This window comes from Nocardia sp. NPDC004123 (assembly GCF_053603795.1).
On sequence record NZ_JBSGGG010000007.1, the window covers coordinates 187,390 to 200,663 of the forward strand.

At 67.7% G+C, this 13,274-nt stretch carries 13 protein-coding genes; 3 read left to right on the plus strand and 10 right to left on the minus strand.

What is annotated here, in order from left to right:
• Position 1: 1 nt before the first annotated feature.
• The 6 genes from ACWEQQ_RS12280 to ACWEQQ_RS12305 all read right to left on the minus strand — a co-directional run bounded on the left by ACWEQQ_RS12280 (position 2) and on the right by ACWEQQ_RS12305 (position 5,079).
• Positions 2-400, minus strand: a complete 399-nt coding sequence (locus ACWEQQ_RS12280; protein WP_452341230.1) for an acyl carrier protein — start codon at positions 398-400, stop codon at positions 2-4.
• Between the two features lie 45 nt (positions 401-445).
• A complete protein-coding gene (locus ACWEQQ_RS12285) occupies positions 446-1,216 on the minus strand; it encodes a 3-oxoacyl-ACP reductase family protein (RefSeq protein ID WP_452348239.1) in 771 nt (256 codons plus the stop codon).
• Positions 1,213-1,725: an ester cyclase gene (locus tag ACWEQQ_RS12290; RefSeq protein ID WP_452345552.1), complete on the minus strand. Its 513-nt coding sequence runs from the start codon at positions 1,723-1,725 to the stop codon at positions 1,213-1,215. Before ACWEQQ_RS12290 ends, ACWEQQ_RS12285 begins: the two co-directional genes overlap by 4 nt.
• Positions 1,715-2,902, minus strand: coding sequence for an FAD-dependent oxidoreductase (locus ACWEQQ_RS12295; RefSeq protein WP_452345553.1), 1,188 nt, complete (start codon positions 2,900-2,902; stop codon positions 1,715-1,717). The genes ACWEQQ_RS12290 and ACWEQQ_RS12295 overlap by 11 nt, the downstream gene beginning before the upstream one ends.
• Positions 2,903-3,142: 240 nt before the next feature.
• Positions 3,143-3,505, minus strand: coding sequence for a transposase (locus ACWEQQ_RS12300; RefSeq protein ID WP_452345554.1), 363 nt, complete (start codon positions 3,503-3,505; stop codon positions 3,143-3,145).
• A 5-nt stretch (positions 3,506-3,510) separates the two neighbouring features.
• Positions 3,511-5,079 carry a DHA2 family efflux MFS transporter permease subunit gene (locus ACWEQQ_RS12305; protein WP_452345555.1) on the minus strand — a complete coding sequence of 523 codons (1,569 nt, stop codon included), beginning with the start codon at positions 5,077-5,079 and terminating at the stop codon, positions 3,511-3,513.
• 130 nt (positions 5,080-5,209) lie between these two features.
• On the opposite strand from ACWEQQ_RS12305, the gene ACWEQQ_RS12310 reads away from it, so the two are divergent.
• Positions 5,210-5,797, plus strand: a complete 588-nt coding sequence (locus tag ACWEQQ_RS12310) for a TetR-like C-terminal domain-containing protein (protein ID WP_452345556.1) — start codon at positions 5,210-5,212, stop codon at positions 5,795-5,797.
• A gap of 13 nt (positions 5,798-5,810) precedes the next feature.
• Here the strand turns inward: ACWEQQ_RS12310 and ACWEQQ_RS12315 are convergent, their stop codons facing one another.
• The 4 genes from ACWEQQ_RS12315 to ACWEQQ_RS12330 form a co-directional block, all read right to left on the minus strand.
• Positions 5,811-7,346 (minus strand): phytoene desaturase family protein, encoded by a 1,536-nt coding sequence (locus ACWEQQ_RS12315; protein ID WP_452348240.1) that lies wholly within the window; start codon positions 7,344-7,346, stop codon positions 5,811-5,813.
• A complete protein-coding gene (locus ACWEQQ_RS12320; RefSeq protein ID WP_452348241.1) occupies positions 7,346-8,443 on the minus strand; it encodes a 3-oxoacyl-ACP synthase III family protein in 1,098 nt (365 codons plus the stop codon). The genes ACWEQQ_RS12315 and ACWEQQ_RS12320 overlap by 1 nt, the downstream gene beginning before the upstream one ends.
• A gap of 63 nt (positions 8,444-8,506) precedes the next feature.
• Positions 8,507-9,484 (minus strand): ACP S-malonyltransferase, encoded by a 978-nt coding sequence (fabD, locus tag ACWEQQ_RS12325; RefSeq protein ID WP_452348242.1) that lies wholly within the window; start codon positions 9,482-9,484, stop codon positions 8,507-8,509.
• Positions 9,485-9,607: 123 nt separating this feature from the next.
• Entirely contained in the window at positions 9,608-10,672 is a 1,065-nt protein-coding gene (locus tag ACWEQQ_RS12330) for a transcriptional regulator (RefSeq protein ID WP_452348243.1), read from the minus strand.
• Between the two features lie 609 nt (positions 10,673-11,281).
• Between ACWEQQ_RS12330 and ACWEQQ_RS12335 the strand changes: the two genes are divergently transcribed.
• Together ACWEQQ_RS12335 and ACWEQQ_RS12340 are read left to right on the plus strand one after the other, a co-directional pair.
• A complete protein-coding gene (locus tag ACWEQQ_RS12335) occupies positions 11,282-11,944 on the plus strand; it encodes a winged helix-turn-helix domain-containing protein (RefSeq protein ID WP_452345561.1) in 663 nt (220 codons plus the stop codon).
• Positions 11,941-13,269, plus strand: a complete 1,329-nt coding sequence (locus tag ACWEQQ_RS12340) for a sensor histidine kinase (protein WP_452348244.1) — start codon at positions 11,941-11,943, stop codon at positions 13,267-13,269. Before ACWEQQ_RS12335 ends, ACWEQQ_RS12340 begins: the two co-directional genes overlap by 4 nt.
• Positions 13,270-13,274: the final 5 nt, after the last annotated feature.

Here is a 13,274-nt window from a genome sequence, read left to right on the forward strand (position 1 = left end):
CTCAGGCGGTGACAGCGGCGCGGGTCTCCACCAGCGCGACCAGGTTGGCGACGGTGAACAGGCTCATCACCCGTTCGGGCCGGAGCTTGCCGTCCAGATCCATCTCGGCCAGCTGCGGCATGACCTTCTTCAGCTGAGCCATGCCGGCCTCGGTGATGACGTTGGCTTCCTCATCGCCGAACTCCTCGTCCGGGATGCCGCCCTGCACGTAGTTGGACAGCTCGGCGACGGTGATCTTGGTGCCGGTGAGGCGTTCGATGCGGAACAGGATGTCGAGCAGATCGATGGACTCGGCGCCGAGCTCGTCGAGCAGGGACGCGTCGGCGGTCACCTCGTCCTCCTCGATGCCGAGAGCCTCGGCGACGGCGGTGCGGACCTGGGCGAACATGGTGTCGTTCATCGGAACTTCCTTACTTCTTCACAGGGTGGAAATGGGTTGTGCGGCTTACCATTCGGGGCGGCCGAGGCCGAGCTGCGCGCCGGCGCCGCCGTCGACGGCGATGGTCGCGCCGGTCGTGTAGGCGGCATCGGGCCCGGCCAGGTGGACGACCATCCCGGCGACGTCCTCGACCCGGGCGAAGCCACGCATCGGGACCTGCTTCTTGATGCCCTTGCCGCCCTTGTCGACCAGCTCCGCGACCAGGTCGGTGGGAGTGAACCCGGGCAACACCGCATTCACACGGATGCCGAAGCGGGCGAATTCGACTGCGGCGCAACGAGTGAAGGCGTTGACAGCACCCTTGGACGCGGAGTAGTTGGACTGCCCGACCCAGCCGCGCTCGCCCATCACCGACGAGATGTTGACGATGGAGCCCTCGCGCTGGGCCATGAAGTGCCCGAGCACCGACTTGGTGCCGTTGAACACCCCGCCGAAGTTCACGTCCATCACGGCGCGCCAGTCATCGGCGCTCATGTGGTAGATGAGCCTGTCGTTGGCGATGCCGGCATTGTTGACCAGGATGTGCAGTCCGCCCAGCTCCGAGATCGCGTGTGCCGCCATCTGTTCCGCGGCAGCCGGATCGGAGACGTCACCACCGACGGCAATGGCCCGGCGGCCGCGGCTCTCGATCTCCGCGGCGAGTTCCTTGGCCGCCGCGTCGCTCGCGCGGTAGTTCACCGCCACGTCCGCGCCTTCGTCGGCCAGCGCCAGGCAGATGGCGCGGCCGATGCCGCGCGCGCCGCCGGTGACCAGAGCGATCTTGCCGTCGAGTTTCATCGCGCACCCACCAGGCGATCGCGGGTACGGATGCCGAAGGCGAGCAGGCCGGCGAGCGGCCGCGGCATGTCGGACTTGGGGACCATGCCGAGTTCGCGGCCCATGCCCAGCTGGTCGGCCTCCTGCCAGCCCTCGACGATCCTGCCGTCCTCGAAGCGGACAATGCTGATCGCGTACAGCGACACCACCCGATTGGTGGCCGGCAGCCCGTTGAAAATGCCCGCGTGCGTGCCGGTCGCGCGCCAGCGGATCACCACCAGGTCGCGATCGGCGATGATCTCCTGCAGATCCATGACGAAATCGGGCATGCCGATGCGGATCATGTCCATGGCGGCTCGCACCCCCTCGCGTCCCGGGGGCAACTTGCCCTCGCGGACCTGGTCGTGGAAGACCGCGTTCGGATCGATGAGCTCTTCGGCGACACTCCAATCGCCTTCGTTCCAGGCTTTCTGGATGTAGCGCTCCATGAGCGCCCGGTTCTGTTCGGTGGTCGAGGTCTTATTCGGCATGAGCCGGCTCCGTTTCGAGTGCGAGATGGCTGCGGGCGTCCAGTTCGAGCAGGGCGGGGGTGATCCGGGCACCGACCGTGCGCAGGATGGCGTGGTTCAGACGCGGGCCGAGCGGCCCGCCCCAGGCGGTGCCGGCGCCGATCTGACGGGAGGCGACGGCCAGGGGCACGGTCACCGACCGCCGGACGCGCTCGTATTCACGCAGTCCCGCCAGGGGCGCCTGCGCCCGCGTCAGGTGATGGGCAAGGGTCACACCATCGGTGAGCGAGGTGCCCGCCCCCTGCCCGAGGTCGAAGGTCATGGCATGGGCGGCGTCACCGAGTAGGGTCACCCGGCCCCGGCCCCACTGCCGCAGCGGCGGACGGTCGAGGGTGTCGCGGCGGTGCAGCGTGGCCGGATCCGTGGCGGCGAGCAGTGCGCCGGCCAGCGGATGCCAGTCGCGGTAGGCCATTTCGAGGGCATGTCGCTCCCCCAGATGGTCGCCATCGGCCCCCGCGGGCGCCTTGCGGGTCGCCCACCAGCAGGCCTTTCCATCGCCGAGCTGGAAGAACGCGAACCGAGCAGCCCGGCCGTGCATGATGCGGAAGGTGTGTTTCGGTGCGCCGCAATCGGATTCGGCGATGCCCGACCAGTGGGCATAGCCCGGGTGGCGCGGCGTCGCCGAACCGTGCAGGTGGGCACGGACTCTCGACTGCAGTCCGTCCGCACCGACCAGCACCGATCCGTGCTCGACCCGGCCGTCGGTGAAGGTCGCCTGTACTCCGCGCGCCGACTCGCTGAATTCACGCATCGTCGAATTCAGCTGCAGCGCTTCGGATCCCAGCTCGTTGTGCAGCAGGTCGACGAGGTCGGCACGACGGATGGCCAGCGGCCGCAGCTCGGGATCCACGGACCGATGGTTCATATCGACGCGGTACAGCAGGCGGCCACGGTCGTCGCACATCTCGAACCGATCCATGCGGTGACCGGCGGCGGCGACCTTGTCGCCCAGGCCGAGCCGGCGCAGCGACCGACGGCCCGCGTACCAGAGCACATAGCAGCCGCCGTAGCGGGTGCCGCGCTGCGTACGCGCCTCGTACACGACGGCGTCGAGGCCGGCTTGCCGCAGTGCGACGCCGGCGGCCGCGCCGCCGATGCCACCGCCGATGATCAGAATGGGTTTGCTGGAGTTGAGCATGCCGCCCCTCGAGAAATATTCGACCGGGACACAAAGGGAAAGGCAGGGGAATCCGGCGCCGCACTGCGCCGTTCACGTTGCCTGCAGCGAGTATTGCACCGAATTAAGTCTTCCGCACTTGTCGGACGAGTTAATTCCGACCCAACATCAGCTCGTCGAACAGAAAAGAAAAACCATAGCGAAATGGCCGTAGCCCCTGTTCGGGACTACGGCTGCACTTTTCGCCGGACGAGCGTCCAACTATTCGTCGCGCATTTCTTCCTGCAGGTCTTCGATCGCCTCGACCCGCTCGCCGAGCGGATCGAAAGTGGCGGGACAGACCGATTCGGAGACCATCTCCTGCGCGAAATACGCCGAGGCCAGTTTCAGGATCGCATTGGCGTGCCGCAGCTCCCTGTTCTCGCGGCGCAACCGCGCGAGCTCCTCGCTTTCGTCCTCGGGCCCGCGCGCCGCGAGGATCCACTGGCGCAGGCTGGCCGGATGCACGCTCATCGTGGGTCCGATCGCCTGCGCGGCGGCGTACACCGACGGGTACTCGTCCAAGTGCTCGAGGGCGTAGGCCAATGCCCGCGCGCGGACTTCGGCCGGGTACCGCTTGGACACCGTCCTCATCCCCTCCGATTCGGCATCAGGATGCCCACCACGACCGCCGCGCCGGCCGTGGCTACCGCCGCGGCCGCGGCACCGGAGTGCAGCGCATCCATGAACGCGTTCCGAGTCGTCTCCCAGGCCTGACCGGCGACGGGTCCGTTCAGGCGGCCCACCACGCCCAGTGCGGACACCAGCGACTTCGATGCCGGTTCGGCCGGAATGCCCAGGGCCGCGAAGCCCGTGGTGATCCGGTCACCGAAGACCTGGTTCATCACCGACCCGATGACCGCGATGCCCAGCGCCGCACCGATTTCCCGCGTGGTGTCGTTGACCGCCGAACCCGCGCCGAACTTGTCGGCCGACAGCGAGCTCATGATCGATTCGGTGGCCGGCGCCGTACCCCAGGCCAGGCCCGCCGCCATCAGCGCCATCGACGCGACGACCGGCCCCCAGTAGTCCGACGTGGCGGTGACCTGGGTGGTCACCACGAAACCGGCGGTGAGCGAGAGCATTCCGAGACAGATGACGATCCGCGGACCGATCTTGACCGTCAAGGCCATGCCGAGGGGCGACATCACACCCATGACGGCGGCGAACGGCAGAATCGCCAAACCCGCTTTGAAACTGTCGTAGCCGCGGATCGCCTGGAAGTACTGGGTGATCAGGAAGACGAAGCCGAGCAGCCCGAGGAAGGCCATCATGATCGCCACGCAGGCCGCGGTGACGCGCCGGTCGCGGAAGATGCTCACATCCAGCAGCGGCTCGTCGGTGTGCGACTCCCACCACGCGAAGAGCGCGAAAAGCACAGCGGCTCCGGAGAATCCGGCCAGCGTGAGCACCGAGTACCAGCCTTCGTCCGGAGCCTCGATGACCGTGCGGACGAGCAGTCCCACACCGGCCATGGACAGCAGCGCGCCCAGGAAGTCGAATCGGCCGATGCGCACGGCACGCGAATTCGGCAGCAGCACCAGGCCACCGGCCAGCGCCACCGCGACCAGGGGCAGGTTGACCAGGAAGACCGAGTGCCACGAGAAATGCTTCAGCAGCAGCCCGCCCGCGACCGGCCCGACCGCCGCGCCGAGTCCCGACACCGCCGACCAGATGCCGATCGCGGCAGCCCGTTCCTTGCGATCGGTGAAGATCGTGGACAGCAGGGCCAGGGTGGCCGGATAGATCAGCGCCGCGGCCAATCCCAGCGCGGCCTGCGCCGCGATCAGCTGGCCGGTCGATGCCGCGTTCGCGGCGGCCAGCGAGAAGATCGCGAAGAGCACCAGGCCGATGTGCAGTGTGGTCTTGCGCCCGAAGCGATCACCGAGACCGCCGCCGGTGAGCAGCATGACGGCGAACACCAGGGTGTAAGCGTCGACGATCCACTGCATGGCGGTTGTCGAGGCGCCCAGCTCGCGCCCCAGCGTCGGCAGCGCGATGTTGACGACGGTGCTGTTCACCACGGCCAGCAGCACGCTGACGCAGATGAAGGCCAGAGCCACCCAGCGCCGGGGGCCGGCCGGTGCCGGCGATGTCGTAGGAGTCGGAACGGTCGAGGGCTGCCGCAGCAGCGACTGTTCGTCAGTGGGTGTGTTCACGCCGCCCTCCCATGGAACGGTGTACTGTAGTTACAGAACATTGTTCTACAACAGCTCGGGCAGACCGTCAACCAGGGCGAAAGCGCTAGGGTGACAGTCCGATACATCGAACAGAGGAGACCGAACCGCGATGGCCAATCGTGTCCGCACTCCCAGCAAGGACATCGAACGCATCCTGGTCGACGCGGCCGAAGCCGTCCTCGTCCGCGATGGACTGGACGGCGTGACGGTCCGCGCGGTGGCCGCGGAAGCGCGCGTCGCACTGGCGGGTGTGTACAACCGGTTCGGCGGCAAGGAGGGCCTGGAGCGCGAACTGCTGATCCGGGGTTTCGACGCGCTGCGAGCGGAGGTGGCCACGCCCGACGATCCCGACCCGATCGCCCGCCTGCGTGCCGCCGCGGACAGCTACCGCCGCTTCGCGATCGAGCATCCGCAGCACTACTCGATCATGTTCGCGGCATCCGTCGGCCGGCACTTCACCAATGAAGCCGTCCAGGACAGCGCCGGCCGGGCCTTCGGCGAACTGGTCGTGCACATCGGCTACGCCATCGGCCGCGGCACGATCACCGGCGGCGACCCCGCGGAACTGGCCCAGCAGGTCTGGTCCGCGTTGCATGGCGCCGTCTCACTCGAGCTCAACGGCGCCATGCGATCCCCCGATCCCGAAGGCAGTTACGCCAGGATGGTGGACCTGATCATCCGCGGACTGCGCGGGTAACCGAGTCCCGCGATCAGCCGGCGGCGGGCGTACCCGCCGCCAGTTCCGCCACGAATGACGGACCGCCGAAATCCGGTACCGCCGTGGGGTGTTCGAGATCCGCGACCACCAGCGCGGCGGTGGCGCGACCGGACGTCAGGGTCCGCAGCGACGACGTGCCCTCCTCCGCCCAGTGCCCCGACAGATACAGGCCCGGCAGCGGCGTTCGATGGCCCAGGCGCTTGCTCGCGGTCTGAGCCGGGGTGTTCTCCCAGCCGTAGGCCGCGCCGCGCGCATTGCGGCTGTAGCGGAAAAGCGTATCCGGCGTGGCGGTTTCGATGGTTTCGAAGGCGTCGCGGAAACCCGGCACACCATTCTCCACCGCTCCGAGCAGCTCTCGCGCGTGCTCTTCACGGATCTCGGGCCAGCGGCAATCGGAGTCCGCACGGACCAGGCTGGTCACCACCGCCAGATGCCCGCCCTCCGCGGCGAGTTCAGGATCGGCGAGGGTGGGCACGGTGACCCAGATGCCGCCCGGCCGTGCCGCCTGCACGTCGGCCCAGATCGCGTCGGTGTCCCACGACCCGAACACGAAACCCTCGTGCGACAAACCCAATTCACGCGGATCGGCGCGGAGCGCGCCATAGAGCGCAAAGGCCGACGGTGCCAGGCGGTACCGATCGAGACGGCGACGCAGGACCGCGGGCACGGCATTCCAGCCGACCAGCTCACCGAAGGTGTGACGCGCATCCGCGTTCGACACCACCGCCCGCGCCCGCAGCACCTCACCACCCGCCACGACCACGCCCGCGGCCCGGCCGTCCTCGATCAGGATGCGCTCGACCTCGCTACCGAGCCGCACCTCACCGCCGTTCGCGACCAGGGCAGCGGACAAAGCGTCGACGAGCGTCCCGAAACCGCCACGGGGGTAATAGGTTCCGTGATGCAGCGTTTCGAGCATCTGGTTGAACAGCGGGAACGACATGCGCGAGGGCGGCGATCCGATGTAGGGCCAGATGCTGCCCAGCGCCGCCGCACAGCGGGGATCGTCCACGAATTCGGCGAGCACGTCGGCCAGGGTCGACATGCGATACCGGAAGACCAGGGGCGCGGCGGCCATCGCGTCCTCCAGCCCGCCCGTGCCGACCTGCTGCGGCAGGGAAGCCAACTGCGTGAACATGTTTCGCCGCAGGTCGAACAGACGCTCGAGACCGTCCGCCTGCGTGGGGAACAACCGCTGATGCAGGTCCAGGAACGCGTCCCGGCCGGGCGGCGCGTCGATGACGAGCCCCGGGAACCGCGCCTGGTATGTCTGTGGCAATTCGAGGAATTCGACACCGGCGGCGACATCGAGATGGGCGAGCATGGCGGGGATGAATCCGCCGGGACCGGCGTCCATAGTGAAATGGATTGCCGGATCGAACAGATTCGGGCCCCGGCGGAACGGCTGCGCGTAACCGCCGGGGGCGGTGTTGCGCTCGACGACCACGACCTCGAGGCCGGCGCGGGCCAGCAGTGCCCCGGCGGACAGGCCGCCGAGGCCACTGCCGATGACGATCACATCAGCCATTACGCCGGCACTTTGCTCGATGCCGCGGGCGTGGGAGCGGTCCAGTCGCAGACGATTCCGGCATACATCCACTTGGTGGCCTCCACGCCGATGATGGCGACGCGGTGACCGGGCTGGATCTGGCCGTTGCGCCAGCCGTCGTCGAGGAACAGCGGTACCGCGGCACACCCGCACGCCCCGGTCATGGCCAGGTTGTCGAAGATGCGGCCCTCCAACGCCTCCCATTCGGCGGTCTGCACCCCGGCCTCGCGCATGGAGTCCAGCATCCAGCCGGCATTGCCCTCGGGAATGAGGCACCAGTCGGTGTCCGCGGCGGCCAGGCCGGCCGCCGCGAGGGTGTGGGTCAGCGCCTCCGACACCATCACCGGCGTGAAGTCGCCCGCACCGACCACATCGACCTTCAGGTCCACCAGCTTCTTCGAGCGTTGCTGCTGCAGCAGGGGCGCATGGGTACCGCCACCGATCGCCCAGATGCCGGGCTTGCGGCTGCCACCGATGGCCCGCGCCGCACCCCGCCGCAGCCCGCCGCTCTCGCCCGCGCGCAGCACGATCGCGCCGGCGCCGTCACCGAACATGTACAGCGGCATGCGATCTCGCATGCGGATCTTGTGCGGTTCGGTCTCCAGGAAGACCGGCGCGATGGCCGGGGAGATGGCCTCCACGCCGATCACCAGGGCCGTGGTGACGATGCCCTGTTCGATGTAGGTCCGGGCGAGGTCCAGTCCGTGCGCGGCGCCCGCCCCACCGGAGCGGATCTCCAGCGTGGTGACCGACTCGAGGCCGAGCCGCTCCTGCACCAGGTTCACCGACGGCGGCAGTGTGTAGTCGGGCGTGCCGGTGGCCAGGATCATCAGATCCACCTCCGCCGCCTCGATCCCCGCGGTCTCCAGCGCCCGCACGGCGGCCTTGTAGGCCATGCCGGAATTGCTGTCGTGGTGTTCGCCGGTTTCCGGGTCGATCATCCAGAAACGCTGCTCGATGGTGAGTCCGGACAGCACGTCCTCAGGCAGCGGGCCGACGTACTTCTCGATGGTGGCGTTGTCGATGGGATCACCGGGCTGGAATCCCCCGGTGCCGATGATTTGAGCGGAGGGCATGACAGTCCTAATCGTTTGGCGGGTAGGAAGTTTCGCAACGCGCGCGGGCCCGGCCGGGCCTTCTCACGCGATGTTGGGGAGCGTGTATTCGTCGAGGAGTGCGGTGATCCGACGGGCATCGGACGCGGAGTGACAGTCCATATCGGGATAGCTGCGCCGGCAGATCCCCGTCAGCACCTTGCCGGGACCGACCTCGACGAAGGTGCCGGCCCCGAAATCGACCAGCCTCGCCAAGGTGTCGGTCCACCGGACGGACCCGGCCAGCTGGCGGCACAGAGCCTCCCGCGCCTCGGATCCCGTGGTGACGAAATCACCGGAAACATTGACCACGACCGGGGTTTTCGGAGTACGGAACTCGACGGTTTCCAACTCGGCGGCGAACTCGGCTTCCACCGCCGACATCAGTGAGCAATGGAAGGGTGCGCCGACATCCAGCTTCTTGATCTTGCCGCCCTCGGGCAGTTCGGGCTTCGCGAGGCGCAGGAACTCCGCGACCGCCGCCACCGTCCCCGAGACCACCGTCTGCGTCGACTCGTTGTAGTTGGCCACTTCCACGATTTCGCCGGTGGCCGCGGTCGCGGCACCGCACAGGCGCTCCACCGCATCCGGGGCCAGGCCCAGGGCCACAGCCATTGCGCCGGGGGTGGTCTCATTGATCGCGGCCATCAGCTGACCGCGCCGCTGGACGAGCCGCAGCGCGTCGGTCCAGTCCAGCACGCCCGCCGCGACCAGCGCCGTGTACTCGCCCAGGCTGTGCCCGGCGACGACGGCCGGGGCGGGCAGGTGTTCGACGAGCACGCGATAGCTCGCGTAGCTCGCCAGAAATATCGCCGGCTGCGTGATATCGGTGCGTCGGAGAATTTCGTCGGGACCATTCCAGCATATCTGCGATATCGAAAACCCGAGCATATCGTCCGCGGTTTCGAAGATCTCCGCCACCGGCTGGTGGTATTTCAGATATAGATCTCGCCCCATGCCGACACGTTGCGAACCCTGACCCGGAAAAAGAAAGCACCATCGAGCTTGCACAAGCTTGTTCATAATCCGACCTAGCAAGAGCGGCTGTCATTACATTTCGAACGAGGACAATATGTCGAGAATATCGCCTCACCGGTAGTAGAACATCGTTCTACAAGAACTGTCAAAGAATAGACGCCCGCCCGATCACGAGATATCCATCGACCGCGTCGCACCCGCGCGCCGCTCCACCGACTCCGCCATCCGCAGCCAGGCCGCACTGCGCTGCCGGGCCAGCTGCGCCACCGTGTGCAGGTGATACTCGGGCAGTCCGGAGATCGCCCGCGCGCAGCCCTGCTGATCGAGCGCCGTGGCATCGAGCCAGCGCAGCAGCCAGCGCCCACCCTCCGTCAGGCGTACAGCGGGGTCGCGCCGCAAACGCTGCATCATCAATTCCGTTGCCGCCGTGTCCGGTTCACCGGCGTCCGATCCGGCTGTGGCGACGAGGTCGCCGGGCGCGCTGTCCACTTCCGCCGGCACTGCCTTCGGTCCGGTGATGGACCGCTGCCGCGCGGGCAGCGGGTGCTCACCCCGCCGCAGCCGGGTCCGCACATCTTTCGCGGTCGTCAGCGAGATGCCTGCCGCATCCGCGATATCCCGCAGGGGCAGCCGCGGCCGGGAGCGCAGCAGCTCCGCGGCGCGCAGGCGGCCATCGACCACCGGTCGGCGGCTGATCGTGCCGTTCCGCGCGAGCCGATCGGTCGGCTGCGGAATATCCGCGGCCGACCGCTTGCGGATGGCCCCGACGGTCTTGTCGGACAATCCGGCGACGGACGCGACGTACCGATCGGACCAGGACGGACACTCCCCCAGAATGCGAGCCGCCGCCGCCTTCCGCTCGGTCAGCGACAGCGGCAGACCGTGCCCGACATTCATCCGGACCGCGAGCGCGAACGCCTCCTGGTCGGTCACCTCCACGAACACCGCACGAATGACGTCTCGTCCACGGAGGACCTCCGCCCGCAGACGATGCACGCCGTCGATCACGCGCATCCCGTTGCGCTGCACCAGGATCGGCGGGAGATCGGCACCGGACTCCGCCAAGGCGTGCACATGGGCGGCATTGACACCCCCGGCCCGCACCCCGTCGATCACCCGGAGCTCCACGATGGCGACCGGCACCGCGTCCGCTGTCGACACCCCGCTCTCGTCACCCAACGACAGATACCGATCGAGCGGTCCACCGCGCACAACCGAACCCTGCTCCGACATCGGACTCCTCCTCGATCAGCCAAGCTCACAGATGAACGTGCGGCAGATTCGATATGGACTGCGCCACAACATACTTCGACCAACAGGGGCGTCGTTGCCGCTCGCACCATTCGATATCACGGTGCTGTTTCACGAAAAGCATTGCAAGACGAGCCAATTCACTCTCCCGAACCGCGCGCCGACATACCGATCGGCACGTCTCGATCCTGCCTGTAGCAACCTTTATCAAGCCTTAATTCGGGGGCGGGAACCAGGATTTCCGATTCCGGGCGGGAATCCGTAAGCCAGGCGACACCGCGGTAAACGACCAGTGGATCATCCGCAATCGGAGAGCAATCCGCGCGGATGCGACCGGCCTCCCGCGCGCACAGCCGCACACCGAAACACAACTAATCAAATGACCAGTCATTGGCCGAGATGACCTGCACAAACGACCAGTTCCACAGTGGCCAGCGCCACCACACTCGAGGGGCGCGGTCGGGGGCCAACTTGTACGATTCGCTCGAATAGGTCATGGCGCAACGAGCCGGCAGAACCGAAGCATCCGTCCGACAACTCGCGCAAGGGCATTCGCCCCCGCACCTGTTCGTGTTCGATGGAGGATCGCCCGTGCGTGTTTTGGTTGCCGAAGACGACGACGACCTGCGGCCCGTCATTGTGATCGCGCTGCGCGGCGCCTCCCTGACCGTCGACGCGGTCGCCGATATCCCGGCAGCCGACGAGGCGCTCGCTGTCACCAGCTACGACTGTGTGGTCTTCGACCGGATGCTGCCCAGCGGCGATGCCGTGAACTACCTTGCGAGTCAACGCAGAAGAGGCTGGTCGACGCCGGCGATGTTCCTCACCGCCCGCGATTCCGTCGACGATCGCATCCTCGGGCTCGAATATGCCGACGACTATCTCGGCAAACCCTTCGCCATCGCCGAACTGGTCGCCAGGGTCCGAAACCTGTGCCACCGCGGGGACACTCGACGCCCCTCGGTGCTGCGGTGCGGCGACCTCGAGATGGACCTCGGACGGCGCGAGGTCCGTCGCGACGGGGTGCTGCTCAGCCTCACGCTCAAGCAGTACTCGGTGCTGGAACAGCTCATGATCAACCTCGAGCACACCGTATCCCGCACCGACCTGTTCGAACACTGCTGGGACGAGCACGCGGCGGCCAACTCCAACGCGCTGGACGTGACGATCGCCATGCTCCGGCGCAAGCTCGGGCCACCCGAAATGATCAGGACGCTGCGCGGATACGGCTACCGGCTCGTCCCCGCCGAATGAAGCGCGCGAAACGTTGGCGACGCATCCCTCCCGCTCGGCGACTGCGATACGCACCGTGGATCGCGGTCGCGGTCCTGACCGGCTTCGCGACTGTCACGCTGTCCGGTTTCGCCGCCGTCGACCTGATCACACAGAAGCACGCCGACACCGCACGACTCGACGCAGAGCTGAACACCGTGGCGTCGGCGGCCGCGCACGAGGTGGCGAGCAGTCCGGCAGGCGCGGTGCCACAGGGATTCCCGGTATTCACCACGGTCGCCGGCGCGGTCACCTACCAGGGTCACGGACTGTCGCGGATCGACGACGACTGCCCACAGTTCGCCGTCGTCTTCGCGACGAGCGTCGGGACACAGGAATTCCGCAGCGCCAGGCACTGCGCCTACGACCTCGACGAGATCCGGCTGCAGGACATGCGGGCCCGCGCGATCCGTACCCGGGTGCCGGTGCAGGTGACCATCCCCTACCCCGGCGGCGCCGTCCGCGCGGTGGCGACACCGGTCGACGATTGGCGGTACGACCACTTCGGCGGGGCCGCCATCGCGTGGGCAGACCTGGGTCCCGACCACGCCCGGCAACGTCAGATCACCGCGCTCACCTGCGGTCTCACGGCCGCGCTCATCGCCTCGTTCGGCCTCATGACATACCTCCTCACCGCACAGCTGCTGCCGGCGCGGATTCGCGCGGTCGAGAGCCAGGAGGACATTCTCGCCGGAGTCGCGCACGACCTGCGCGCGCCGATCGCCGCGCTGTGCGCACTGGCCGAAACCGCCCGTGATCACCCCGACCAACGCACGGAACTGCTCGACCGCACCGTGCGCCTGTCGCGTCGCATGGGGGACATCGTGGAGGATCTGCTCTCCCGTGCCCGGCTCACCGCGGGGATCGAGGAGATGGAATCCGAGCCACTGCGCCTCGATCAGATCGTGCTCGATCTGATCGAGGAAATCGACTCCGACGCAGCGATATTCACCTCGACGACCGCCCCGACCGTCGTGAACGGCGCCCCCACCCTGCTGCGCCGGGCGATCCGGAATCTCCTCGACAACGCGGTCCGGCACGGCCATCTGCCGGGCGAACCCGCACGCGTACACGTGACGGTCGCCGGCGGCCGCGTAATAGTGGCCGACCGGGGACCGGGGCTCATAGACTCCGACCGCGACTCGATCTTCGAGGCCTTTCACAGCAATGCGGGTTCGACCGGACTCGGTCTGCCCATCGCCCGGTGGGTCGCCCACGCCCACGGCGGCACCCTCGACGTCCACAGCGCGGACGGCGGCGGTGCGATCTTCGAATTCGCGCTGCCCACACCGGCCCGCGAGCTCTGACAACC